General features: G+C 60.9%; 21 protein-coding genes. 10 read left to right on the top strand and 11 right to left on the bottom strand.

What is annotated here, in order from left to right:
- Position 1: 1 nt before the first annotated feature.
- From AC13QY_RS06725 to melA, 9 genes are all read right to left on the bottom strand, one after another.
- A complete protein-coding gene (locus AC13QY_RS06725) occupies positions 2 to 1,066 on the bottom strand; it encodes an ABC transporter ATP-binding protein (RefSeq protein WP_488493004.1) in 1,065 nt (354 codons plus the stop codon).
- Positions 1,067 to 1,147: 81 nt separating this feature from the next.
- Positions 1,148 to 2,446 (bottom strand): D-tagatose-bisphosphate aldolase, class II, non-catalytic subunit, encoded by a 1,299-nt coding sequence (locus AC13QY_RS06720; RefSeq protein WP_488493003.1) that lies wholly within the window; start codon positions 2,444 to 2,446, stop codon positions 1,148 to 1,150.
- Entirely contained in the window at positions 2,443 to 3,396 is a 954-nt protein-coding gene (locus tag AC13QY_RS06715) for an SIS domain-containing protein (RefSeq protein ID WP_488493002.1), read from the bottom strand. The genes AC13QY_RS06720 and AC13QY_RS06715 overlap by 4 nt, the downstream gene beginning before the upstream one ends.
- 12 nt (positions 3,397 to 3,408) lie before the next feature.
- Complete coding sequence (locus tag AC13QY_RS06710; protein ID WP_488493001.1) at positions 3,409 to 4,266, bottom strand: carbohydrate ABC transporter permease; 858 nt, start codon at positions 4,264 to 4,266, stop codon at positions 3,409 to 3,411.
- Positions 4,266 to 5,183 carry a carbohydrate ABC transporter permease gene (locus tag AC13QY_RS06705; RefSeq protein ID WP_488493000.1) on the bottom strand — a complete coding sequence of 306 codons (918 nt, stop codon included), beginning with the start codon at positions 5,181 to 5,183 and terminating at the stop codon, positions 4,266 to 4,268. Before AC13QY_RS06705 ends, AC13QY_RS06710 begins: the two co-directional genes overlap by 1 nt.
- Positions 5,180 to 6,436: an ABC transporter substrate-binding protein gene (locus AC13QY_RS06700; RefSeq protein ID WP_113331765.1), complete on the bottom strand. Its 1,257-nt coding sequence runs from the start codon at positions 6,434 to 6,436 to the stop codon at positions 5,180 to 5,182. Before AC13QY_RS06700 ends, AC13QY_RS06705 begins: the two co-directional genes overlap by 4 nt.
- Positions 6,429 to 7,427, bottom strand: a complete 999-nt coding sequence (locus AC13QY_RS06695) for an N-acetylglucosamine kinase (RefSeq protein WP_488492999.1) — start codon at positions 7,425 to 7,427, stop codon at positions 6,429 to 6,431. Before AC13QY_RS06695 ends, AC13QY_RS06700 begins: the two co-directional genes overlap by 8 nt.
- Positions 7,424 to 8,218 carry a DeoR/GlpR family DNA-binding transcription regulator gene (locus AC13QY_RS06690; protein WP_488492998.1) on the bottom strand — a complete coding sequence of 265 codons (795 nt, stop codon included), beginning with the start codon at positions 8,216 to 8,218 and terminating at the stop codon, positions 7,424 to 7,426. Before AC13QY_RS06690 ends, AC13QY_RS06695 begins: the two co-directional genes overlap by 4 nt.
- Positions 8,219 to 8,406: 188 nt before the next feature.
- Complete coding sequence (melA, locus tag AC13QY_RS06685; protein ID WP_488492997.1) at positions 8,407 to 9,723, bottom strand: alpha-galactosidase; 1,317 nt, start codon at positions 9,721 to 9,723, stop codon at positions 8,407 to 8,409.
- A gap of 110 nt (positions 9,724 to 9,833) precedes the next feature.
- Between melA and AC13QY_RS06680 the strand changes: the two genes are divergently transcribed.
- Positions 9,834 to 10,736, top strand: a complete 903-nt coding sequence (locus tag AC13QY_RS06680; RefSeq protein ID WP_488492996.1) for a helix-turn-helix domain-containing protein — start codon at positions 9,834 to 9,836, stop codon at positions 10,734 to 10,736.
- Here the strand turns inward: AC13QY_RS06680 and AC13QY_RS06675 are convergent.
- Positions 10,725 to 11,801 carry a LacI family DNA-binding transcriptional regulator gene (locus AC13QY_RS06675; protein ID WP_488492995.1) on the bottom strand — a complete coding sequence of 359 codons (1,077 nt, stop codon included), beginning with the start codon at positions 11,799 to 11,801 and terminating at the stop codon, positions 10,725 to 10,727. The two genes, AC13QY_RS06680 and AC13QY_RS06675, sit on opposite strands and share 12 nt — an antisense overlap.
- A 220-nt stretch (positions 11,802 to 12,021) precedes the next feature.
- On the opposite strand from AC13QY_RS06675, the gene AC13QY_RS06670 reads away from it, so the two are divergent.
- The 7 genes from AC13QY_RS06670 (at position 12,022) to AC13QY_RS06640 (ending at position 20,624) form a co-directional block, all read left to right on the top strand.
- Complete coding sequence (locus AC13QY_RS06670) at positions 12,022 to 12,975, top strand: sugar phosphate isomerase/epimerase family protein (protein ID WP_488492994.1); 954 nt, start codon at positions 12,022 to 12,024, stop codon at positions 12,973 to 12,975.
- 59 nt (positions 12,976 to 13,034) lie between these two features.
- Positions 13,035 to 14,267 (top strand): ABC transporter substrate-binding protein, encoded by a 1,233-nt coding sequence (locus AC13QY_RS06665; RefSeq protein ID WP_488492993.1) that lies wholly within the window; start codon positions 13,035 to 13,037, stop codon positions 14,265 to 14,267.
- 70 nt (positions 14,268 to 14,337) lie between these two features.
- Positions 14,338 to 15,225 carry a carbohydrate ABC transporter permease gene (locus AC13QY_RS06660; protein ID WP_488492992.1) on the top strand — a complete coding sequence of 296 codons (888 nt, stop codon included), beginning with the start codon at positions 14,338 to 14,340 and terminating at the stop codon, positions 15,223 to 15,225.
- Complete coding sequence (locus AC13QY_RS06655; protein WP_113420696.1) at positions 15,225 to 16,109, top strand: carbohydrate ABC transporter permease; 885 nt, start codon at positions 15,225 to 15,227, stop codon at positions 16,107 to 16,109. Before AC13QY_RS06660 ends, AC13QY_RS06655 begins: the two co-directional genes overlap by 1 nt.
- 4 nt (positions 16,110 to 16,113) lie before the next feature.
- The gene (locus AC13QY_RS06650; RefSeq protein ID WP_488492991.1) at positions 16,114 to 17,196 is read left to right on the top strand and encodes an ABC transporter ATP-binding protein; all 1,083 of its coding nucleotides are present in this window, start codon (positions 16,114 to 16,116) and stop codon (positions 17,194 to 17,196) included.
- Between the two features lie 30 nt (positions 17,197 to 17,226).
- The gene (locus AC13QY_RS06645; protein ID WP_488492990.1) at positions 17,227 to 18,879 is read left to right on the top strand and encodes a GMC oxidoreductase; all 1,653 of its coding nucleotides are present in this window, start codon (positions 17,227 to 17,229) and stop codon (positions 18,877 to 18,879) included.
- 452 nt (positions 18,880 to 19,331) lie between these two features.
- On the top strand, positions 19,332 to 20,624 hold the full coding sequence (locus tag AC13QY_RS06640; RefSeq protein ID WP_069614091.1) for an NCS2 family permease: 1,293 nt from the start codon (positions 19,332 to 19,334) through the stop codon (positions 20,622 to 20,624).
- 148 nt (positions 20,625 to 20,772) lie between these two features.
- Here the strand turns inward: AC13QY_RS06640 and AC13QY_RS06635 are convergent, their stop codons facing one another.
- The gene (locus tag AC13QY_RS06635; protein WP_488492989.1) at positions 20,773 to 21,258 is read right to left on the bottom strand and encodes an ureidoglycolate lyase; all 486 of its coding nucleotides are present in this window, start codon (positions 21,256 to 21,258) and stop codon (positions 20,773 to 20,775) included.
- A gap of 550 nt (positions 21,259 to 21,808) precedes the next feature.
- Here AC13QY_RS06635 and uraH point away from each other — a divergent pair.
- Positions 21,809 to 22,174, top strand: coding sequence for a hydroxyisourate hydrolase (gene uraH, locus AC13QY_RS06630; RefSeq protein ID WP_488492988.1), 366 nt, complete (start codon positions 21,809 to 21,811; stop codon positions 22,172 to 22,174).
- Between the two features lie 2 nt (positions 22,175 to 22,176).
- Entirely contained in the window at positions 22,177 to 23,661 is a 1,485-nt protein-coding gene (xdhA, locus tag AC13QY_RS06625; RefSeq protein ID WP_488492987.1) for a xanthine dehydrogenase small subunit, read from the top strand.
- Position 23,662 lies beyond the last annotated feature (1 nt).

Below are 23,662 nucleotides of genomic sequence, written 5' to 3'. Positions count from 1 at the left end.
CTTACTCCAACCGCCGGCCGCTCCCCGCGTCGAAAAGATGCAGCCTTCCAAGATCAGGTATCAACGAAAGACGGCCGCCAGCCTGCGTTGCCACCCGCTCGCGCAGCGCTATGACGAGATCGTCGGACCCGATACGACAAACAATCAGGGTCTCCGCTCCGGTCGGCTCCACCACCACGACTTCGGCATCGATGCCGCCCTCGCCCATGGCAATGTTTTCGGGCCGCATGCCGTAGACAACCTCCGCGCCACGCGTGACGTCGAGCCCTGCAGGCAATGGAAGGCGCGCTCCGCCATCGGCGAGGAATTCCAGCGGGCCAGCGCTGCTGATCGTGCCGCGGATGAGATTCATCCCCGGGGAACCGATGAAGCCAGCAACGAACAGGTTGGCGGGTCGGTCGTACAGTTCCAGAGGCGAGCCGATCTGCTCGACATAGCCGTCGCGCATGACGACGATCCGGTCCGCCATCGTCATGGCTTCGATCTGGTCATGGGTAACGTAGATCGTGGTCGTGCGTAAACGTTGGTGCAGTTGCTTGATTTCCGAGCGCATCTGCACGCGCAGCTTGGCGTCCAGATTGGACAGCGGTTCGTCGAAGAGAAATACCTGTGGCTGACGCACGATCGCGCGGCCCATGGCAACGCGTTGGCGCTGACCGCCGGACAGATTGCGCGGATAGCGCTCGAGCAGGTTTTCCAAGCCGAGGATCTGCGCCGCATCGCGCACGCGCTGCCGGATCTCTTCCTTCGGTGCCTTGGCCAGCCGAAGCGAAAAGCCCATATTCGCCTCGACGGTCATATGCGGATAAAGCGCGTAGGATTGGAACACCATGGCGATGTCGCGGCTCTTGGCTTCGACATCGTTGACCACCCGACCGCCGATCGCGACCTCACCGCCACTGATCTCCTCCAGTCCGGCGATCATGCGAAGAAGCGTCGATTTTCCGCAGCCCGAAGGGCCGACAAGAATGACGAATTCGCCATCCTCGATATCGATATCCACTCCATGCAGAACTTCGAAGTGACCGTAGCTCTTGCGGACACTCGTCACGCTGACCGATGCCATTATGATCTCCAGTTAGAAAAGCGTGTGTCTGATCGCCAACGCCCTTGCCGACCGCCATGGCCGGAAAGCGCGCTAGGGCGACTATGCGAGCGTGGCCGCGGAATAGGGTTCCAGGGCCGCATCGATAGCGGCGATGCAGAGATCGCGCGCCCGAGGCGGAACCCTCCTTGCGACCACTGCCGGATCGACCCGGCCGAGATACTGGCTGATGAGCGTTTCCGGAATATCGCCTTCGAAGCGCGCGAACAGGGTCTCGACTGCCGCGGCCGCCTTCTCGTTCGGCCAATAGTAGCGGATGCGATCGCTATAGCTGAAATGGCGCTGCAGGCGCTGTTCCTCGGTCGAGCCGCCATAATGGGAATTCCAATGACCTGGATTTTCGAGCATGAGGGCCTCCATTGTCGGATAGATCGCATCAGGCGGAGCCCTTCCGGCGAGAACCGATGCGATGGCATCGAGGCCATAGAGCGCCTCCCGCAACGCAAAGGTCAGGCCCGGGCCGACCTTGAGGATCGCAAAACCGCCCTGCACGAGGGCGGCGAGCGCGTCCCGGGGCTGATAGTCCGTGGAATGCGCCTCAAAGAGCAAGCCGGGCATTTGGTCGAGAGCGCCAATCAAGCCATCCGCGCGATCGGGTCTGTAAAGGACGACATTGGCATTGCCGAACTCGACGCCGGGCTGGACGACGATGGCGATCACCCGCTCCAGGGCGCTTTCGACACCGGCCTTGGCGAAGGCGGCACGATGCACCGCCAGCGTGTTTATCGCCGCCTCTGCTCGCGTCACCTCAAGCTCGTCGAGGGCGTGGGTGGCGCCGCCCGGCGGCGGGACCTCGGTTCCGATAATATAGACCGGTGGTCGGAGGCCGGAGCGACGAGCGGCCTCTTCCGCCACGCGGGCGAGCCGCGCAGCACGCTCCGCCGTCAGTTCGTCGGCCAAGGCGACGGGCTCGCCCGCGCAGCCCATCGAGGTATCGAGATGGATCTTTTCGAAGCCCGCCTCGATATAGGTGGCAATCATCGCTTCGGCCTTGGCCATTGCTTCCTCCGCGGGAAGCTTCCTCCACGGGTTCGGCCCGAGATGGTCGCCGCCCAGGATGAGGCGATCGATGGGAAGGCCGACCGCGACGGCGATCTCCTCGACGAAACGGCGGAAATCGCGGGGCGTCATCCCGGTATAGCCGCCGTCCTGATTGACCTGATTGCAGGTCGCTTCGATCAGCGCGACCGCCCCTTCCGAAGCCGCACGCTTGAGCGCCGCCTCGATAACGAGCGGATGCGCGGAGCAAACGGAGGTGATACCGTGCGGCAGTGTCTTGACTCGATCGCCGAGAAGCTTTTTCAGCGCCGCACGGCGATTATGTTCGACGGAGGCGTTCATCCGAGCATCACGACCTTGGTCAGATGACGGGGCGATACCGTATCGACGCCCTTCGACTGTGCTGCCCGTTCGCCGAGAATCTGCAGAGCCGGCAGCACGCAGAGGCCAGCGAGCGCCGGATCGCAATCGACAGCCAGTTCTAGATCGCCTGGACCGCCAAAGCCGATGACGGCCGCTCCCTTTTGCCGCAACTCCTCGATCAGCAGCGCTTCCGCCGCCTTCTGATCGGCGCTGTAGAGCATGACAACAGCGGTATTTTCATCGACGAGGCTGATCGGTCCATGGCGGTATTCGAGCGGATGGAAGCCTTGGGTGACGATCTGGCTCATTTCCATCAGCTTCAGCGCACCCTCCAAGGCAATGCCATAGAGCGATCCGCTGCCGAGGAAGACGAAATGCGAGCGACCTTTGATGATCTTCGGAAGAGCCGCGTCCAGCTGATCAGCCAGACGGCGTGCCGATTGGGCGATCGATGGCGGGATCTCCATGCCGACCATCTGCATGCCCAGAAGCAGCATCAGGCTCGCAGAAACCGTCATGACGATGCCCTCATCGCCGTGGGTCGCCGCTTCGATCAGCCGGTCGCAGTTCTTGGCAAGCGAGCTTTCGGGCTCGACCGTTATGGCAGTGACGAAAACGCCGGCCTTGCGGCTTGCCTTGGCGGCGGCAACGGTTTCCGTCGTTTCGCCGCTGCGCGAAAGGGCCACCAGATGGGCCTTCTGCCAGCGCGGCCAGAAGGCGGCTGGCCGGTTCAGCCATTCCGCACCCGGTACGGCAATCGCCGGATGGCCGGCAAGATTGGCGTGAGCCGCAAGCGACAAGGCAAGATTGTAGGATGTGCCGCAGCCCAGAAAAACCGTCAGTTCGGCATCATGCGGGGCGGAGACCGGTCCGATCGCCTTTTCCCAATAAGGGAATTGTTCGAAGATCACCTTTTCCGTCGTATTCATATCAGCTCCGATTTACTTGACCGATCCGGCCAGCAGACCGCTGACGAGGTATCGATTGAGAAAGATGACGACCATGGCGGGAATGATGATGGCGATCGATCCGCTTGCCGTGATCAGCCCATAGTCGATGAAGTTCTTGGTGACGAATTCCGGGATCAGCACCGTCAGGGGCTTCGTCGCCTGCGGCGAGAAGATGAGGGGGACGAGATACTGCCCCCATGCGCCAAGAAAGGTTAGAATTGCCGCCGCCGTCAGGCCGGGACCGGCAAGCGGCAGGACGATGTTGAAGAAGATGTAGAGCCTGCCGGCGCCATCGAGCTGTGCCGCCTCCTCAAGCGCGATCGGCAATGCCTCGAAGACGCTGCGCAAGAGCCAGAGCGACAGGGGCAGGTAAGCCGAGACATAGATCAGCGCCACGCCCACATAGGTATCGACCAGATGTAGGCCGATCATGATCCGATAAAGCGGAATGAGCACCGCATAGCCAGGAATTGCGAGCGTCGCGACGACGGCGGCAAACAGAAAGCCCCGGCCGGGAAACTGGATCCGCGTGAAGGCATAGGCGCCGAGCGCGGATATCGCCACACAAAGTAAAGTGGCCGCAACCGAAGTCACGATGCTGTTGATCAGCGCCGCACGAAACTGCGACCAGACCTGAACGCCGCCAATTCGCGCGATATCGATACCGAACAAGCGCGAGAAATGATCCAGCGTGAAATGCTGCGGAAAGAAATGGATCGGTCTTGCCGAGAAGTCCTCGGTCGGCGTGATGGAGCTTGCGAGCGTCCAGTAGATCGGACCGAGCGACCAGATCAGGAGAACCGCGACACCGGCCCAGATCAGCAAACGATGGGAAAGGCTCTGTTTCATCAATCAAACCTGATGTTGCGATAGACCCGCAGGACATAGACGAGCGAAACCAGCAGCGAGACCAACGTGATCACGAGAGACAAGGCCATGCCGTAAGAGAAACGCAGGTTCTGGAAGGTCTCGAGATAGATCTGGACAAGAACCGGTCGCGTCTCGAGGCTAGAACCCGCCAAGACCCAGGCCTCATCGAAGAGGTTGAATGCATTGACGGTCGCGTTGGTCATGGCAACGGCAATGGCGCTGCGCACCAGCGGAAGCGTGACCAAGGCGAACATCTGCGTGCGCGTGGCACCATCGATGCGCGCGGCCTCATAGAGATGAGCGGGTATGCTCTGCATGGCAGCCAGTACGATGACGACGGTCAATGGCATCATGCGCCAGACATGAACCACCGTGACGGCGATGATGGCGCTGGTGCGATCGTTGAACCAGACGTGGTTTTCAAATGGCAACCCCACGGCCGATAGAATGCCGTTCAGCAATCCCGCGCCGGGCTGATAGATCCAGAGCCAGATCACCGCGTTGACGACACCGGGCAACGCCCAGGGCAGGACGACAGCCGCGAGCAGCCATTGCCGGCCAACCTTGACCTGATTGATGAGAGCGGCGGCCAGCACGCCGAACACCGTTTCAGCGATGACCGCAAGCACGACATAGAGAAATGTGTTGATCCATGTCGTACCAAGCGCCGCGTCGGAGAACATGCGGGTGTAGTTCTCCAGCCCGACGAAAGGTGTTCCCGCCTGCATCGGATTGACCCTGTGCAGGCTGTCCCACACCGTTCTTCCGATCGGGTAGAAAACAAGGGCCGCCATCGTGATCAGGATCGGCGAGACAAGCAGGATACCCAGCATGGTGTCGGCCTTGACGCCGGCACCACGCCTGCTCCCGCCATCGGCGGAGACTGCGATTGTCATTGCGCCGATGCCTGCTTTGCCGCTTCGGCGATGTTCTGCATGGCCTGATCGACGGTGACCTGGCCCTTCGCCGCGCTATTGATGGCCGTATTTACCGCGCTGGAGAATTCCGGATACCAAGGAGGCGTACCCTGCGGGAACAGCGGCTCGACGGTCTTCGATTGCGCGACCAGCGTATCGCCACTCAGCAGCTGGCCGGCGGCGTTGAGCTCGGACAATGCCGAGGTGCGGGTCGGCAATGCGCCGTTGGCCGCGTTCTTCTTCTGGAAGTCCTTGCTGGTGAACCATTTGACGAAGGCGATGGCGGCGTCCCTATTTTGTGAAACGCGGGGAATCGCGAGTGCTTCGGGAAGGCCGAAGCTGCGGGTCTCGCCGCTTGCGGTTGGCACCAGGATCGCGTCGATCTGACCGGCCACTTTCGACTGCTTGGGATCGTTCATCTGACCGATCCTGCCCGGCTCGCCCGAGATCATGATGCTCGTGACGCCCTGGGCAAACATGCTCTCATTGATCTGGCTGTCCTTGAGGCCGGTAGACGCCGGATCGACGAGCCCCTCCTTCAGCAGCAACAGCTCGAAAGCGAGTGCCTTGTAGCCGGCCGAATCCTTCGAGACGAAAAGCGGCTTGAAATCCTTGTCGAACAGTTCGCCGCCGAAGGCCTTGGTTAGCAGGTACCAGCTTGTAGACGCGCCTTCGGTCGCTGAAAGCGGCAGGCCGATCGGATAGGTCGCGATCTTCTTTTCCTTGATCTGCTTGGCGGCGGCGACAAGTTCGTCGAGTGTCCTCGGCATTGTCGTGATGCCCGCGTCGGCGAAATGCTTCTTGTTGATCAGCATGACGCGGAAGTCGTTGGTATAGGGCACGCCGAGCAGATTGCCGTTGACCGTGAAGATCTTGGAGACACCGATATCCTTGACCGTATCGGCGTCGATCACGTCGTTGAGCGGCAGATACCAGTCCGCGGCGCTGAACTGGCCGGTCCATGACCAATCGAATTCCGTGACATCGGCCGGCGCTGTTCCCGCGATCAGCGAGGTGACGAGCTTGGGACGGATATCGTCCCACGAGAGTGTCTGCATATTGACGTGAATGCCGGTCTCGGCTTCGAAGTCGCCGGGAATGTTCGGCGCCTGCGGCGAAGGCATCAGCACTGTGATCGATTGACCGGCAAGCGGTTTCGCATCCTGAGCGAGAGCCGGAACGGCGGCAACGAGCGCCGCCAGAGCGACGAATGGCAAAGTAAATTTACGCATGTTCCCTTCTTTCCTTGTTATTGAGGTCTGCTTCACCTGAATGCACCGGCGCGGTCTTTACCGTTGCGGCGATTTGCGTGATCCAGCCGTCATCCACCGGCCAGTCGAGGAGTCGGGCGGCCGCCAGGAGAGCGCCGCCGATGGGAGGAAGCTTCGGGCTCACGGCCGGGCGACCGATGCGCCGCTCGAGCGCGGCTAGCAGGGCGCGGCTTGCAAATGTTCCGCCGGCATGGGTCCAGTCTGCCGACGGATCGCAATGCGGCGCTATGGCGTCGATATGCTTTGCCAGTTCGGATGCGGCCTGATCGATCAGTCGTTTGGCTGCTGCGTCACCAGCGCGCGCAACGCGATCGACGAGAACTGAGAGGGCAGCGATCTCGGCGCGAGGGTTTTCGAGTTCGCTCACCCATCCTCCCAGCGCATTGACCGGGTCGATGCTGTCGAGGCTCAGGAATTCGAACATGGCCTTCGCCAGCGCGGTCGGACCTGCCCGCCCGTCGAGACTCTGGCTGACGAGGCTGAGAGCTGCCCGCCCGATCCAATAGCTGCTGCCCTCGTCGCCGATGACATCGCCCCATCCGCCGACGCGCGCAGATGCGCCAGCACTGTTACGTGCCCAGGCCATGGAACCCGTTCCGGACAGGATCAGAATACCAGGCTTTCCGGCGAAGGCGCCGATATGAGCCGCGTCGACATCGTTGAGAATATGCCGCTTGGCCTTGGGGAAGCTGGTCTCAATCGCCTCGCGCTGCCGTTCCGACAGGTGGGCGACCTCACCATAGGCCGGCAGCGCGGCGGCGACGGCGGCCGGCTGCTCCCGCCCCAGGAAGGGGCGCAGGGCAAGATCCAGTTCGCGCCGCCAGTTCGGATTGTCCATCGGATTGACGCCGCCGCTCCGCGTCATCTGGAGTACGTTGCCGGCTCTATCAGCGAGCGCGACCAGCACCTTGCTGCCGCCGCCATCGATGCCGAGGATCAGCTCGTCGCTCATTCCGGCGCTCCGAGATCCGCGATTGTCATCTCGACGCCGAGATTGACGAGTTCGCCGCGCCAATGAGCGGAAAGACCCGCATCGGTTATCACCTTGGCGGCACTCAGGGGAGCGACCTTATAGGTCGCCATCGTGCCGAATTTGGAGGAATCGGCGAGCACGAAACGGTGCGCCGAGCGGCTGAGCATGCATTTATTGAGGCTCGCTTCGGCGCTGTCGACACTATAGATCGCGCCATCCGGGCTGATGGCGCTCGCGCCGAGGAAGAGCTGATCGAACCATATGCTCTCGAGCATCGCTTCGGCCTGCGGCCCGACGAGCGAAGCATTTTCGCTGCGAAGCTGGCCACCGAGCAAGACGACGTCCAGATTGGGAATATTAAGGAATTCCTGCGCCACCGTCAGGCCATTGGTGAAGATGCGAAGTGGGATCGGGTTGAGGCGGATAAGACGCGCGAGCTGCAAGACGGTGGTTCCGGCGTCGAGAAAGATCGCCGTGCGCGGGCTCAGCAAATTGTAGGCAGCTGTTGCAATTGCACGTTTGGCCGACAAATGCCGCTTGGCTCGCTCCTGAAAGGCAAGCTCCACCGAGGAGCCCTCGGCGATGCGAGCGCCGCCATGCACCCGGTCGATGGCGCCTTCCCGTTCGAGGACCTGCAGGTCCCTGCGCACCGTTGCCAGGGACGCGCCGATGGCGTCCGCGAGCGCCTGGATGGTCGAAAATCCGTTCGCATAGAGATGACTGCGAATAGCATCGAGACGATCGACTTTCACCCCACCGGCCTGGCTCAACGAAGGTTCCTCTTTCGCAATTGCTTCTATTTCGCTCAAACTTTCACCCAATAAGATCAATGTCAATCAGGATTTTGATCTTTTTTGATTTAATCTTGCGATCACCTCAAACCAAAAAATGCAAACGCGCGGCCTCGTCTGTTGAGGAGGCCGCGCTTGGGAATTACCGTCGCTGAAGACGTGGTGGGCTAGTGATAGGCGGGCAAAAGACTGCCGTGCTGCTCGATCATATCGTCGACAAGCGTCCATATTTGATCGGGTGACAGTTCCGCCGAGGTGTGCGGATCAAGTAGGGCCGCCTGATAGATGCGATCTCGCTTCTTCGTCAGTGCCGCCTCGACCGTCAGCTCCTGCACGGAAACGCTTAAGCGCATGACGGCTGCGAGCTGCGAAGGTATCCGCCCGATGCGCATCGGCTGAATGCCGTTGTGATCGACATGGCATGGAACTTCGACGATACACTCGTCAGGCAGATTTTGGATCAGTCCATTGTTCGGGACATTTCCGTAGATCAGCGCGGGCTGCCCGGTGACTGCCGCGTGCATGATGCCGGCCGCGTATTCGTTGCTCCGGCAGACATCGATCGGCTTGCCGCCTTCAAGGTCGCGACGCAACTCGTGCCACTCGGCGATCTGGACCTCGCAACGGCGGATATATTCATCCAGGGGAATATTGAGCCGCTCTATCAGATCGCTACGGCCCTCCTTGATGTACCAGGATGTATATTCCGAGAAATGCTCGCTCGATTCCGTGACGAAGTGGCCAAGTCTTTTTAGAACGTCGAAACGCACCCGATCGTCAGCGGGAATGCGTCCTTCTTCGGCCAGAGCGCGCAGACGCGGATAGAGGTCCTCGCGGCTGCCGTCGGCGTGCAGCTTTTCATATTTGAGAAAGAAGGCGACATGGTTGATGCCGGCCGAGAGATAGTTGATATTGGCGACATTCTCGCCGAGGCAATCGGCAAGATGGGCGGCCGTGTGCTGCACGCTGTGGCAAAGCCCGACGGTGCGGATGTAGGGCGCGATCTCCTTGATCGCCCAGCAATTGATCGCCATCGGGTTGACGTATTGCATCAGCAGGGCGTTGGGGCACATGTCTTCCATGTCACGGCAGATTTCTTCGAGAACAGGAATGGTGCGAAGCCCGCGGAAAATACCACCGATCCCGAGCGTATCGGCTATGGTCTGCCGGAGACCATGCCGTTTCGGGATCTCGAAGTCAGTCACCGTGGCCGGCTCATAGCCGCCGACCTGCATCATCAGGATGACGAAATCCGAACCTTTCAGCGCTTGTCGGCGATCAAGCGACGCCTCGACGCGTACCTTGTCGAGATGAAGCGCCTCGCAGAGCCGGCGGGCAACGATTTCGGACGTTTTCAGGCGCTCCGGATCGATGTCGAAGAGGCTGATGACGTAATCGTCACCCCTCTGACTGGAAAGGACGTCGCCCAGAATATTCTGGGCAAAGACGGTGCTGCCGGCACCGATCAGGCAGATCTTTGGCATGAAGGGATCTCCGCATGGAATAACTTTGAGCCTCAATGCCTCGTTCAATTCGGAATTTCCTCCTGCTATCAATGAAATTATTCCCGGATTCGCGCCACCAGATAGGTCCCATGCCGAAACCCAGCCATTCCGTCGAGCGCGAAGCTCTCATCACATCCGCCGGCGGCTTTGTGATCGAGCGGCACATCGCCGATGCCATGAGCGCTGCGCATTGGCACGACCATGTCGAGCTGAACTTCCTCATGGAAGGGCAGATGACCTATATCTTCAATGGGAGGCAGGAGCAGGTCGAAGCGGGGCGACTGGTGCTTTTCTGGGCCGCCATTCCGCACAGGACGATTGCGGTCACCCCTGGTGCGCCACTCATCTGCATCTATCTTCCGCTCGTCGATTTCCTGAGTTTGCCGATCGAGCGTAGCGTGCGGCAGTCGATCATGCAGGGACGGTTTTCGGCCGACAGCCGCCCCTACCCCGCCGACGCGATGCTCCTGCCGCAATGGGTGGCCGATTGGGAGCATGGCGACATGGCTCGGCGTCGGCTGATCCTCGACGAGGTCAAGCTCAGAATACGGCGTTTCGTTCTCGATGCTCCCAACGACAACCATGACTACGCCCGACGGCGCTCGGTGCCGGCCGTCAGCATCGCCGTGCAGCGCACCGAAATATTGACCGACCTTATTCATACCCGTTATTGCGAACCGGTAAGCCTGCCGATGCTGGCGGGGCTCGCCGGCATCCATCCCAGTACGGCCAACAAGCTATTCCGCAGCGTATTGGGCATCTCGGTCAACGAATATCTGACGCGTTATCGCCTGGCCCGGGCGATGCAGCAGCTCGCAGAAACCAACAGCCCGATCCTTCAGGTCGCCTATGACTGCGGCTTCGGGTCCAGCAGCCGGTTCTACGACATCTTCAAACGGCGGACAGGAACGACGCCGAGACTGTTCCGTTCGTCGCTCGGACGGGATGGAGGCACCGATGATAGCGATGCAATGCCGTTCCTAACCATCTGACGGCGCCGGACCAAAGCTCTCGCGCCGAATGAGCTTGCTTTCGATGACATGACGCAGGGCCGTTGCCTTATCCGGCGCATCGATCCGCTCCATCAGCAAGCTCACGGCCATCTGGCCCATTTCCTCCACCGGCTGTTCGATGGTCGATAATGGCGGCATCGAATATTCGCAGACCGGAGCGCCGTCGAAGGATACGATGGAAAGATCTGTCGGAATTTTCCAGCCCATGCGTTGAACGCAACTCATGAAGGAAATCGCCATGTCGTCGCTGGTGGCGATGACGGCCGTCGGCTTCAAGATGAGATCGGCAAATTCCGCCGCCGCGGCGACGCCGATCTGGAAACCATGCTGATAGTCGAGGCTGCCGCCGGACCTGACGATCGCGGTCTCCGGCAGCCCCGCGGCGGCAAGCGCTTCAACGGCGCCCTGATAGCGTTCTCTATCGTGATAATTGCCCTCCGGGCCGGCAAGATAAAGGAAACGCCGGTGGCCGAGAGCGATCAATTCGGCCGTGGTCTCGCGAACGGCCTGCCGATCATTGGTCACGACGCTCGGCAGGGCCGCGGGGCTCATATCGAACAAAAGCGAGACGATCGGCAGGGCCGAATCCTTCAGTGACCGACCACCGTGCACCGGCAGATCCGAGGAGAGGATGATGGCGCCACGCACCGTGCCGCCGAAAGCCAGATCGAGGATATGGCGCTCGGAAGCCTCGTCGCGATCAAGGTTGGCAATCATCAGGTGATAGCCGTTCTGGCTCAACGATCGATTTATCCCCTGCAGGACGAGGGGAATGACCTGCGAGACACCGTAATAAAGCGAGCCCGGCAGAATAATCATGACCACATTGGACTTGCCGACACGAAGCCCCCTCGCCATAGCATTGGGCGTGTAGCCGAGCTGCTTGGCAGCGGCATCGATTTTGGCACGCGTCTTTTCGTTCACGCGGCCGGGATTGGCAAGCGCCCGGCTCACCGTCGAGATCGCGACGCCTGCCAGCCGAGCGACGTCGGCCATCAAAGGGCCGGAATGCTCTTCTGCCGGCAGATCCTTGTTATTCTTCACTTTTTGGCGTCCTTCCCAATGCCTGTAGCGCGGGATGCTACGGCAATCCCAACCGTTTAGCAAACGTTTGCCAAAAATCGCTTGCATATAAAAACGACTTGTCTACTATCTAGGCACGGCAAACGTTTGCCACTTGCAGTGCATTGAAATCATTATGGATTATTTGCCGTGGATCGTGGTTCCGCGAGCGATCTTCCATGTCTTAAGAACGGATAATCTCATGACCTCTGAGGAACGGCTGCGTTTTGGTGTCGATCTCGTCACCTTTTTCCACCCCGGATTTTGGGGCGTAGGGGATTATGACGGCATCATCGCGCTATCGCGCAATGAGCCACGTGCCTTCTGGGACAAGATACTGGATGCCGTGCAAGCCTCCGGCGTCACCGGCGTGGAACTGACCTTCTCGCCCTTCAACTGGCAGGATGCGACGAAGACCTATGGTTCGGTCGAGAACTTCGCCGCAGAGCTTTCCAGGCGTGGCCTGACGCTTGCGAGCGGCTTCTTCGCGGAACTCGAAGCCGCCGGCGATTTCACCGACGCATCCGCCCAGGCCGCCATCATCGACAAGGCAGAAAGATATGCCGAATTCCTCAAGGCGTGCGGCAGCGATATCATGGTCATCGGTGCGCCGCTTCGCCAGACACTCGGCGCTCATCCGGTGCGGTTCTTCGATTTCGAGCAGGCGCGCAAGATTGCCGATTTCCTCAATCGCCTCGGCGCCGCTCTCTACGCCAAGGGTGTGCGGCTCGCGCTCCACACCGAGGCGCATTCGATTTTCGCGGCAGCGCGCGATGTCGATCTGCTGATGCTGCTGACCGATCCCGCCTACGTGCATATGTGCCCGGATACGGCGCATATCATCGTTGCCGGCTCCGATCCGCTGCAGCTTGTCGATCGTCACCATGAGCGCGTCATCATCGCCCATTGGAAGGATGCGCTTGGCCCGATGCCGGCCGATACGGTCATCGACGAGCATATCCATGATCGCCATCGTCCCTATTTCTGCGGCTTCGGTCTCGGCCGGGTCGACTGGCCGGGCTGGGCCAGGCTGCTGCGCGACCGCAGCTATGAAGGCTGGGCGATACTCGAGCTGGATGCCGCGCCCGATCCGGTCGGCGATATCGCCAACGGCCTGACGCTGGTCAGACAGGCGCTCTTGCCGATTTATCGCTGATACCAACGATCCGAAAACGAATAGCCCCGCCAAGAGGGCTTTCCTGAAGAGGTGGAACGATGAAAGACATAGTGAAAATGCTACTGATGGGAGCCGCGCTCGTTACGGCTTCCATTCCTGCCCATGCGGAAGACAAGCCGCAGGCCGAGGTGATGACCTCCTGGACATCAGGCAGCGAAGCCGCCGCCCTCAACGTCGTCAAGCAGGAGTTCGAAAAGCGCGGCGGCACCTGGAAAGACTCTTCCATCGCCGGTTTCGGCGCGGCCGATGCCGCTTTCCAGAACCGTCTGGTCGCCGGCGATCCGCCGACCGCAAAACAGGCCGTGCTCGGCCTTGCCAATGCCGATTTCGTCAATCAGGGGCTTATGAACCCGATCGACGATGTGGCGAAAGCCGGCAAATGGGCCGACGTCCTGCCGAAATCGATCTATGATCTCATCACCTATAACGGCAAGGTCTACCTCTCCCCGACCGGCGCCCATGGTGAGAGCTGGGTGTTCTATTCCAAGGATGCCTTCGCCAAGGCCGGCCTCACCGGCGAGCCGAAGAGCTGGGACGAATTCTTCTCGGCACTCGATAAGCTCAAGGCCGCCGGCATTGAGCCCGTCGCCTGGGGCGGCCAATCCTGGCAGGAGGCCAAGGTCTTCAACATGATCCTGCTAACGCAGGTCGGCATCGACGGCTTCCTCAAGATCTATGTCGACAAGGACAAGGGCGACGCTTCGCTAGCGGCCGTGAAGAAGACGCTCGATATTCTCGGCAAGCTTCGCGCCTATGTCGACGAGGGTGCCGCGGGCCGCAACTGGAACGACGCGACCGCCATGGTCATTACCGGCAAGGCCGGCGTGCAATTCATGGGCGATTGGGCCAAGGGCGAATTCGTTGCCGCCGGCAAGAAATTGGGCAAGGATTATGGCTGCATGCTCGTGCCGCAATCGCCGGGCATGGTCTATGTCGCCGATTCCTTTTCCTTCCCGAAGATCGCCGATGCGGCCGCGCAAAAGGGCCAGACCCTGCTTGCAGAGGTCGCCATGGATCCGGCCGTGCAGGTCGAATTCTCGTTGAAGAAGGGCTCGGTGCCGATGCGCACCGACGTCGACAAATCCAAGCTCGACGTCTGCGCGCAAAAAGGCCTTGAGCTGATGAGCGCCGGCAAGATCGTGCCGGATCAGGCGCTGATCCTTTCGCCGCAGCAGGCCGGCGCACTCAACGACTTCGTCGACGAATTCTGGAGCAATCCGTCCGAGGACAGCGCCTCGGGTGCGGAGAAGTTCTTCGCGATCTTCGAATAGCCTTCCAGCGAGCCAATCGTCGGGTTTCCCGGTCGATCGGCTCCGCCCATCCTTTCGAGAAAGTTTGCCTATGCAAACCAAGCGCAGACGTCCCCTTGCTGCGACCTTTGCCCTGCTGCCGACATGGATTGCCGCGATCGTCGTCTATATCGGCACCATGGTCTGGTCGGTGCGCCTGTCCTTTACGGATTCGACCATTTTCCCCTCGTCCAACTATGTCGGCTTTGCCCAATATGCCAAGCTATTCCGGACATCACGGTGGCTCGCGTCCCTGGAAAATGTGCTGATCTTCGGCGTTCTCTACGTCGCCGGCTGCCTCGCTCTCGGCTTCGTGCTCGCCGCAGCGCTCGATCGCAAGGTTCGCTTCGAAAGCCTATTTCGCACCATCTTCCTCTATCCCTATGCGATGTCCTTCGTGGTTACCGGCCTCATCTGGCAGTGGATGCTGAACCCGACCTTCGGCATTCAGGCGACCGTCAGGGCGCTCGGCTGGCAGAGCTTCGTCTTCGACTGGATCGTCAACCGCGACATGGCGATCTATACGGTGGTCTTCGCCGGTGTCTGGCAGGGAGCAGGTCTCGTTATGGTCATCGCACTGTCAGGCATGCGCGGGATTGGCGAGGAGCAATGGAAAGCCGCCCAGATCGATGGCATTCCGGTCTGGCGCATCTATACCTCGATCATCCTGCCGCAGCTTGGGCCGGCGCTTGCCGCATCGGGCATGCTGCTCTCCATGGGCGTGATCAAAACCTATGACCTCATCGTCGCGCAGACCGGCGGCGGCCCCGGCTATTCGACCGAGGTGCCGGCAAAATTCATCATGGACAATCTGTTCGAGCGCCAGAACCTCGGCCTTGCGAGCGCCGGCGCCACCGTGCTCGTGCTCTCGGTCGTCATGGCCGTCGCGCCGTTTCGCTACGCTCTCCACATGCGCGCCAGAAGAAGGGGAGCACATTGATGGCGGCTCTTCATCCCCGTGGTCCCAAGCCATCACGGCTCACGGCAGGTCAGATCGGGCTCTATGCCTTCCTCATCCTGTCCGCGCTCTTCTTCCTGCTGCCACTCTATACGATGCTCGTCACCTCGCTAAAGACGATGGAAGAGATCCGCCAGGGCCGCATCTTCGCCTTCCCCGATACCATCGATTTCACCGCCTGGAAGACAGCGTGGTCGGGAGCCTGCATGGGCACCCAATGTCTGGGTGTGCGCATCGGCTTCTGGAATTCGGTCAGGATCACGGTGCCGGCAGTCGCGATTTCCGTCTTCATTGGCGCGATCAACGGTTATGCCCTGTCCTTCTGGCGGCCGAGGGGCTCGAACCTGCTATTCGGCCTTCTGATGGCCGGCGGCCTCATCCCCTACCAGATCTTCCTCTATCCGCTGGTGCGGCTGCTCGCCAACCTCAGCCTTTATAACTCAGTGGCAGGCGTGGTCCTCGTCCACGTGATCTTCGGCCTGCCGCTGGTGACGCTGCTGTTTCGCAACTATTTCGTCGCCATTCCCGAGGAGCTCTGCAAAGCGGCTCGCGTCGACGGCGCCGGCTTCTGGCGGATCTTCATCGAGATCATGCTGCCCATGTCGGTGCCGATGATCGTCGTCGCCTCGATCTTCCAGTTCACCGGAATCTGGAACGACTTCCTGATCGGCCTGGTCTTCGCCGGACGCGACAACCTGCCGATGACGGTGCAGCTCAACAACATCGTCAACACCACCATGGGCGAGCGCGCCTACAATGTGAACATGGCTGCCACCATTCTGACCGCCGTCGTCCCGCTCGCCATCTATTTCTTCTCCGGCCGCTGGTTCCTGCGTGGTGTCGCCGCCGGCGCCGTCAAGGGGTAATGCCATGCAGCCTGCCGTCTCGGTCAAGGATCTCAAGATCGCCTATGGTGATCACACCGTCATCGACAACCTGTCGATCGACATCGCTCCGCGCGAATTTCTCGTGCTGCTCGGCCCTTCCGGCTGCGGAAAGTCGACCCTGCTCAACTCGATCGCCGGCCTGCAAGACATCCGCGACGGCGAGATCTGGATCTCGGACAAGAATGTCACCTGGGCCGAGCCGAAGGATCGCGGCATCGGCATGGTCTTCCAATCCTATGCGCTCTATCCCCGCATGTCGGTGCGCAAGAATCTCTCCTTCGGCCTGCGCGTGGCGGGTCTTCCCAAGGCCGAGATCGAGGCGCGCATCGCCCGCACGACGTCGCTTCTCCACCTCGACAAACTGCTCGACCGCCGACCCTCGGAATTATCGGGCGGCCAGCGCCAGCGCGTCGCGATCGGCCGCGCCCTTGTGCGTGAGGTCAATGTTTTCCTGTTCGACGAACCGCTATCCAATCTCGACGCCAAGCTGCGCAACGAGCTGCGCGTCGAGATCAAGAAGCTGCATCAGAGCCTCGGCAACACGATGATCTATGTCACGCATGATCAGGTCGAGGCGCTGACGCTTGCCGATCGCATCGCCATCATGAAGGACGGCGTGATCCAGCAGCTCGCCAGCCCTTCCGAGATCTACCATCGCCCGGCCAATCTCTTCGTCGCCGGCTTCATAGGGGCGCCGGCGATGAACTTCATCGAGGGCGAGATCATTTCGAAGGCGGACGCGCCGGTCTTCGAAAGCAACGGACTTGCGATCCCCCTCGCCGGCTACCCTTTCCTCAGCGCCGTCAACGCAGGTCCCGCCACGCTTGGCATCCGGCCGGAGCATATCGCGCCGAATGGCGCGGACGTGGGTTGGCCTACCCTTCCGGGCACTGTCTCGGTCGTCGAGCCGATGGGCGCCGATACCGTGCTGTGGTTCGACTGGGCAGGCCAAAGCCTCTCCTACCGTATCATGGGAGATGCCGCCCTTCAGCCGGGTACGGCGATCACGCCCGGCCTCGACATCGCCAAGGTCTCCATCTTCGGCGCTGACGGTGCCCGCCTCTAAGACCACTTCCACAGCATACGGAAATTATCCATGTCTCAGACTGTCTATGACGCGCTGGTGATCGGCTCCGGCGCCGCCGGCTCCTTCGCCGCCAAGGAATTGACTGCCCAAGGGCTATCGGTGCTGCTGCTCGAGGCCGGGCCGGCGGTGACCCAGAAGGATTTCGATCCGAACCGCAAGAAGGCGCCGGCCAGCAGCATCAATATCTGGGAGCGCGCCCGCGCCACACTGAAGGGTCAGCCGATCCAGGCGCGCGCCGCCTTCTTTACCGAGCGCTTCAGCCATTTCTTCGTCAACGATCGCAGGAACCCTTATACGACCCCCAAGGACGCACCGTTCCTGTGGATACGCGGCCGTCAGGGCGGTGGCCGCCTGCACAGCTTCGGCCGGGTGCTGCTGCGCTGGACGGACGATGATTTCAAGATCCGCTCGAAGACAGGCAAGGGCGTCGACTGGCCGGTTTCCTACGACGAGCTCGCGCCCTATTATGCCGAGGTCGAAGCAAGCCTCGGTTTGTATGGCAATGAGGATGGCGTGGAGACATTGCCCGACGGCGTCTACGCCCATCCGGCGAAGCTGACGCCGGCCGAAGAAATCTTCAAGACGGAAGTCGAAGGACGCTGGCCGAAGCGGCATGTCGTTTCCTGGCGCTATATCGCGCCCGACGCGGAGCGGACGCCGAAGCCGCTGCGCGAGGCGTTGGCGACAGGACGGCTGACCATCCGCCATGACGCGATCGTGCGGCGTATCACCACCGACGATGCCGGCGGCCGGGCGACGGGTGCCGAGTTCATCGACCGCGCGACCGGCAATGTCGAAGCCGCGCGCGCTGCCCTCGTCGTGCTCTCCGCATCGCCGATTGAAAGCGTGCGGCTGCTTCTCAATTCGGCCACGGCTCGCCACCCTCATGGGCTCGCCAACAGCTCGGGTGCGCTCGGGCGCTATTTCATGGATCAGCTTCCATGCCTTGCCTTCGGCTCCTTCTCCAAGGCGAAAGGATGGGCGACCGATGATTCCGCGCCTGTCGATCCCTTCTACAATCCATCCGGCGGCATTTTCGTGCCGCGCTTTGGAGAGGGCGACACAGGCCGCGGTGATTTCGACTATCAGGGAAGCATCGGTCGGGCGCCGACACCGGATGACGAGCCTTCGCGGCTGGCCTTCTTCGGCTTCGGCCGCATGCTGCCCTATGCCGACAATCGCATCACGCTCGATGCAGGGCGCAGGGATGCCTGGGGAATTCCGGTGCCCCATATTCGATGCGTCATGGGCGAGGAGGAACATGCCCTGCTGCGCCGTCAGGAAGAGGTATTGATCGACATGGTGCGCGGCGTCGGCGGCGAGCTGGAATTCATCGGCTCGCCCACCGGTCTTAGGGAAATGGGCCGTGGCGCCTTCCCCGATGCCGATCCGTTCAGCCGCTTCATGTTCCGCAGATGGTTCCGCAAGACCATGTGCATGGGCGCCGCAATCCATGAAACCGGCGGCGCGCGCATGGGGGCATCGAACAACGACTCCGTCCTCAATGCCCATAACCAAAGCTGGGATATCCCCAACCTGCTCGTGACGGATGCTTCCGCCTTTCCGGGCAGCGGCATTGCCGGCACCACGCTGACCGTGATGGCGCTGACCATCCGCGCCTGCAGGAACATCGCCGATCGATATCGCGGCGGACAATTATGATCGGGCGCTTCGTTCCGATTGGAATTCACACCTTCGGTCGACCTCCATTTTAGATATGGAGGCTCGCCGCACTCCTCCATGGCCGCCGTCCGTGTAACCTTCGCGGTTTCGCGATCTGATGGAAATAATTTGGCTTTGTCACCTTGCCGCTGTAAATAACGAGCATATCTTTTTGCTGATCTGCATTGAGCGATTGTGCAGGATGAAGGGATGGGTTCGATCACCCCCTAACGGCGCCCAACTCAGAAGAAATTCGCGCCGAAATAGCTTGAAAAATTAGAATGTCTTTCGCCAATTGCGGGGAAATCCGGCTCTAGCGCGCAGCGCCATTAAAAGCGCACAATCCCCCCTCGCCACGAAGCGTCGAAAGCCGCTTCTCGCGCCAGCATCTGGAGGAGATGCGGGACAAGCCCCATGATTTGACGAGCGTCGGGAACGCTTAGGGAGGAACAATGCTTGAACGACTTTTCAAATTGAGTGAGCACGGCACGTCCGCGCGCACCGAACTCATCGCCGGCGTGACGACGTTCCTGACGATGTCCTATATCATCTTCGTCAATCCCGACATTCTGTCGACAACCGGCATGGACCGCAACGCGGTCTTTGTCGCCACCTGTCTCGCAGCCGCGCTGGGTTCGATCGTCATGGGCCTCGTCGCCAATTGGCCGATCGGCATGGCACCGGGCATGGGGCTCAATGCCTTCTTCGCCTTCACCGTGGTTTCGGCTCTCGGCTTTACCTGGCAGCAGGCGCTCGGCGCGGTCTTCATTTCGGGCTGTATTTTCGTCCTGTTGACGGTAACCGGCGTGCGCAGCTGGCTGATTGCCGGCATCCCGCATTCGCTCAGAAGCGCGATTGCCGCGGGTATCGGTCTCTTCCTGGCGATCATCGCGCTCAAGAGCGCCGGCATCGTCGTCGCCAACAAGGCGACCCTCATTGGCCTCGGCGACCTCAAACAGACCGGCCCCCTTCTCGCGATCTTCGGCTTCTTCGTCATCGCCGTTCTCGATGCGCTGAAAATAAGAGGTTCGATCCTCATCGGTATTCTCGCCGTCACCATTCTCTCCTGGATCTTCGGCGTCAGCGAGTTTCACGGCATTGTTTCGGCGCCGCCGTCGATCATGCCGACCTTTTTGCAGCTCGACATCGTCGGCGCTCTCCATGGCGGCCTGGTCCATATCATCCTCGTCTTCGTGCTTGTCGAGGTTTTCGACGCCACCGGGACGCTGATCGGCATCGCCAAGCGGGCGAACCTGATCCAGGAAGGAAAGCCGAACAGGCTGAGCCGGGCTCTGCTTGCCGATAGCGCGGCCATCGTCGCCGGCTCGCTGATGGGCACGAGCAGCACGACGGCCTTCGTCGAAAGCGCGTCGGGCGTCCAGGCCGGTGGTCGCACGGGTCTGACCGCGATCACCATCGCCGCCCTCTTCATCGCCGCCCTCTTCTTCTCGCCGCTCGCGGCCTCCGTGCCAGCCTATGCGACGGCTCCGGCGCTGCTCTATGTCGCGGGCCTGATGATGCGCGAGCTGACCGAGATAGAATGGGACGACCTGACCGAAGCGGCACCCGCTGCAATCACCGCGCTTGCGATGCCCTTCACCTACTCGATCGCCAACGGTCTTGCTTTTGGCTTCATCACCTATGTGGCCGTGAAAGTCTTCACCGGCCGCTGGTCGATGCTGCATCCGGCAACACAGATCGTCGCGGCCCTGTTCGTCGTACGCTTCGCCTTCTTCGCGGATTGACGGCGGAATGATTTCAAGGCCGGGTCGTTCGCTGGAATGACCCGGCCTTTTGGCATTCCGCAGATCGCGAGGAACGGGAACCACTTTGACAAATAAGGGGCGCTGCAACCGCAGCGCCCCTTATTTGTCTGCACCGATCGAGATCCGATCAGCGGATCAGGAACACCTCGTCATAGAAATGCTCCTCGAGATTGACGCCTTTGCCGCCGCGATCCACAACGATGAAATCCGAGATGCCGTCGAGGGGCGTCAGGATGCCGTGCCAGACGTTGCGCCAGATATTGACGCCTTGTCCGGGCCTGGTTCGGAAAGCCATGGGCTCGCCCGGACCATTGTCCGTCTCCGGCGCCGCAACGACGAGGAACGGATTGCCGGTCAGCGGCACGAAGGCCTGGCTGCCGAGAGGGTGCCGCTCGACCATCTTCAGTTCCAGCGGCAGCGCATAGGGTTCGCCGCGCAGCCAACTGATCATCGTGCGTGCCTCCTCACCAATCGCTTCGACCTTTGCGAGATCATGATAACGAACGCATTTCCCGGCGTTGATGGGGAAACTTTGAGTCCCCTCCATTTCGATGACATCGCCAAAGGGCGCGAATGCGGCTCTCGTCAGCGGCTGAATTTCGATCACTTTCATTCATGGGTCTCCCGTTTCCATTCTCCGAAATCATCTCTTCCTCGATCGACGATATGTTCGCTTGGGTTTGATACCTGACCCGCTGTGCGGACAGCGGAAATCGACCGGAGCGCGGCTGGCAACCCGGCGGCCGCCATGCCGCGGCCATTTCCATGGTCAATCACTACCGACGCTGATCACGAAGACCGCGGCATCGGATTCTCCTGCCGCAAGCGCCTCTACCCGATACCCATCAGGCTCGGCCGAACATCGGCGTGCTCATCACGTCCGCCATGCAACGCGGAAACCTGCATTTTCATGAAATGCATATCGCGATACCGGCACGTATTTCGCGGCCTCAGCGCATACAAAGCGCGCAAGCCGATTCATCCATCCCGCCGCGACATCGTATGAAACGCTCCTCCAAACGTTTCGATATCCAATGTCTAACCGCAAATCACGCGTGCCATTCCCCTTGGAAATTTTGAAAGTCTCGAACGTTACAGCTGCTTTTCATGGGAATGAGCCTAGCGGATAGTAGAGAAAGGAGCGCTACGTTCGGGAGAAGAATATGCAGTCTCATTCGCCAGGAGCCGGACGGCTCACGACCCACGTCCTGGATACGGCGCTCGGCAAACCTGCTGAAGGCTTGCGCATCGAACTCTACCGGATCGAGGGCGATGTACTGCACCTCCTGACGTCCGCCGAAACCAACGACGACGGTCGCTGCGATGCGCCGCTGCTATCAGGCGAAACCATGCAGGCCGGCACCTACGAACTGCGCTTCCATGCCGGTGACTATCTTGGCCGCACATCGGCGAGCCCGATGTTTCTAGACATCATTCCGATCCGCTTCGGTCTCGCTGATGAACAAGCGCACTACCATGTGCCGCTGCTCCTCTCGCCTTACAGCTACTCCACCTACCGCGGGAGCTGAAAATGACATCGACGACAATCCGCTCCGAACTTCGTTTCCTTCTCAACGGCCGGGACATCATTCTTACCGACGTGGCACCGGACCAGACGCTGCTCGACTGGCTGCGCCTTTCCCGTTCGCTGAAGGGCACCAAGGAAGGCTGCGCCGAAGGCGACTGCGGCGCCTGCACGGTTCTTGTGGGTCGGCTGACGCCCGCGGGTGGCCTCGTCTATGAGGGCGTCAACGCCTGCATCCGCTTCCTCGGTTCGCTGGATGGCTGTCATGTGGTCACCGTCGAGCATCTCGCCCCCAACGACGAACACCTGCATCCGGTGCAGCAAGCGATGGTCGACTTTCACGGATCGCAATGCGGCTTCTGCACGCCTGGTTTCGTCATGTCGCTCTACGGACTTTGGATGCAGACGCCGAATCCCACGGATCAACAGATCGAAACAGCGCTCCAGGGCAATCTCTGTCGCTGCACCGGCTATGAACCGATCTTGCGCGCCGCCCGCTCCATCTCCCACTATGGCGGTACGCAAGACGACCCGCTGCTGATCGAACGCGAAACCATGATCGCGCGCCTGCAGGCCCTTCGCGATGGCGCCCGCGTCGAAATCGGCGAGGGTCGAAATCAGCTGATCGTGCCGGCGAACCTTGATGATTTCGCCTCGGTTCTGGAGGCGTCGCCGACGGCGACCGTGGTGGCTGGTTCGACCGATGTCGGCCTCTGGGTCACCAAGCAGATGCGCGACATCACGCCGGTCATCTTCATTGCCGGGCTGCAGGAGTTGAAATCGATCGTGGTGAAAGACGGGCTCGTCACCATCGGCGCCGGCGTCACCTATTCGGAGGCGATCGCGACGCTGTCGCAGCATGTCCCGGCGCTTGGGCCGTTGATTACCCGCATCGGCGGCCAGCAGGTGCGCAACATGGGCACGATCGGCGGCAACATCGCCAACGGCTCGCCGATCGGCGATACGCCGCCGGCGCTGATCGCACTTGGGGCATCCCTGACCTTGCGCAAGGGCAAAACCCGACGCATCATAGCACTCGAAGACTTCTTCATTGCCTATGGCAAGCAGGACCGCCAGCCTGGCGAATTCGTCGAAGCCATCCATATTCCGGTTCCTGCAGCCGCGGCGAAATTCGCCATCTACAAGGTGACGAAGCGCCGGGACGAGGACATTACCGCCACGCTCGGCGCCTTCCGGCTGGTACTTGGCGAAGATGGCACCGTTGCCGAAATCCGGATCGCCTATGGCGGCATGGCCGCGACACCGAAACGGGCCTTCGCCGTCGAAAGGGCGCTGCTCGGCCAGCCCTGGAGCGAGAAGACCGTGGAGACGGCAATGGAGAAATATGCCGAGGATTACGCGCCACTGACCGACATGCGCGCCACGGCGGAATATCGCGCGCTGGCTGCCAGAAACCTGCTGCTGCGCTTCTACCTGGAAACGACGTCCATCGCGGCGCCGGCGCAGGTATCGAGATACGAGGCCGCGTAAG

The organism is Martinezella sp. CNPSo 3795, assembly GCF_057784475.1.
Note: the sequence above shows the minus strand (reverse complement) of the source record. Positions and strands in the feature narration are given on the sequence as shown.

What these genes read in the sequence shown, in the direction of transcription:
- AC13QY_RS06695 (WP_488492999.1), bottom strand. Translation starts at nt 7,427, where the DNA reads ATGAGCGACGAGCTGATCCTCGGCATCGATGGCGGCGGCAGCAAGGTG.
- AC13QY_RS06700 (WP_113331765.1), bottom strand. Translation starts at nt 6,436, where the DNA reads ATGCGTAAATTTACTTTGCCATTCGTCGCTCTGGCGGCGCTCGTTGCC.
- melA (WP_488492997.1), bottom strand. Translation starts at nt 9,723, where the DNA reads ATGCCAAAGATCTGCCTGATCGGTGCCGGCAGCACCGTCTTTGCCCAG.
- AC13QY_RS06635 (WP_488492989.1), bottom strand. Translation starts at nt 21,258, where the DNA reads ATGAAAGTGATCGAAATTCAGCCGCTGACGAGAGCCGCATTCGCGCCC.
- AC13QY_RS06665 (WP_488492993.1), top strand. Translation starts at nt 13,035, where the DNA reads ATGAAAGACATAGTGAAAATGCTACTGATGGGAGCCGCGCTCGTTACG.
- AC13QY_RS06660 (WP_488492992.1), top strand. Translation starts at nt 14,338, where the DNA reads ATGCAAACCAAGCGCAGACGTCCCCTTGCTGCGACCTTTGCCCTGCTG.
- AC13QY_RS06715 (WP_488493002.1), bottom strand. Translation starts at nt 3,396, where the DNA reads ATGAATACGACGGAAAAGGTGATCTTCGAACAATTCCCTTATTGGGAA.
- AC13QY_RS06725 (WP_488493004.1), bottom strand. Translation starts at nt 1,066, where the DNA reads ATGGCATCGGTCAGCGTGACGAGTGTCCGCAAGAGCTACGGTCACTTC.
- AC13QY_RS06655 (WP_113420696.1), top strand. Translation starts at nt 15,225, where the DNA reads ATGGCGGCTCTTCATCCCCGTGGTCCCAAGCCATCACGGCTCACGGCA.
- uraH (WP_488492988.1), top strand. Translation starts at nt 21,809, where the DNA reads ATGCAGTCTCATTCGCCAGGAGCCGGACGGCTCACGACCCACGTCCTG.
- AC13QY_RS06720 (WP_488493003.1), bottom strand. Translation starts at nt 2,446, where the DNA reads ATGAACGCCTCCGTCGAACATAATCGCCGTGCGGCGCTGAAAAAGCTT.
- AC13QY_RS06640 (WP_069614091.1), top strand. Translation starts at nt 19,332, where the DNA reads ATGCTTGAACGACTTTTCAAATTGAGTGAGCACGGCACGTCCGCGCGC.
- AC13QY_RS06710 (WP_488493001.1), bottom strand. Translation starts at nt 4,266, where the DNA reads ATGAAACAGAGCCTTTCCCATCGTTTGCTGATCTGGGCCGGTGTCGCG.
- AC13QY_RS06705 (WP_488493000.1), bottom strand. Translation starts at nt 5,183, where the DNA reads ATGACAATCGCAGTCTCCGCCGATGGCGGGAGCAGGCGTGGTGCCGGC.
- AC13QY_RS06680 (WP_488492996.1), top strand. Translation starts at nt 9,834, where the DNA reads ATGCCGAAACCCAGCCATTCCGTCGAGCGCGAAGCTCTCATCACATCC.
- AC13QY_RS06645 (WP_488492990.1), top strand. Translation starts at nt 17,227, where the DNA reads ATGTCTCAGACTGTCTATGACGCGCTGGTGATCGGCTCCGGCGCCGCC.
- AC13QY_RS06670 (WP_488492994.1), top strand. Translation starts at nt 12,022, where the DNA reads ATGACCTCTGAGGAACGGCTGCGTTTTGGTGTCGATCTCGTCACCTTT.
- AC13QY_RS06650 (WP_488492991.1), top strand. Translation starts at nt 16,114, where the DNA reads ATGCAGCCTGCCGTCTCGGTCAAGGATCTCAAGATCGCCTATGGTGAT.
- xdhA (WP_488492987.1), top strand. Translation starts at nt 22,177, where the DNA reads ATGACATCGACGACAATCCGCTCCGAACTTCGTTTCCTTCTCAACGGC.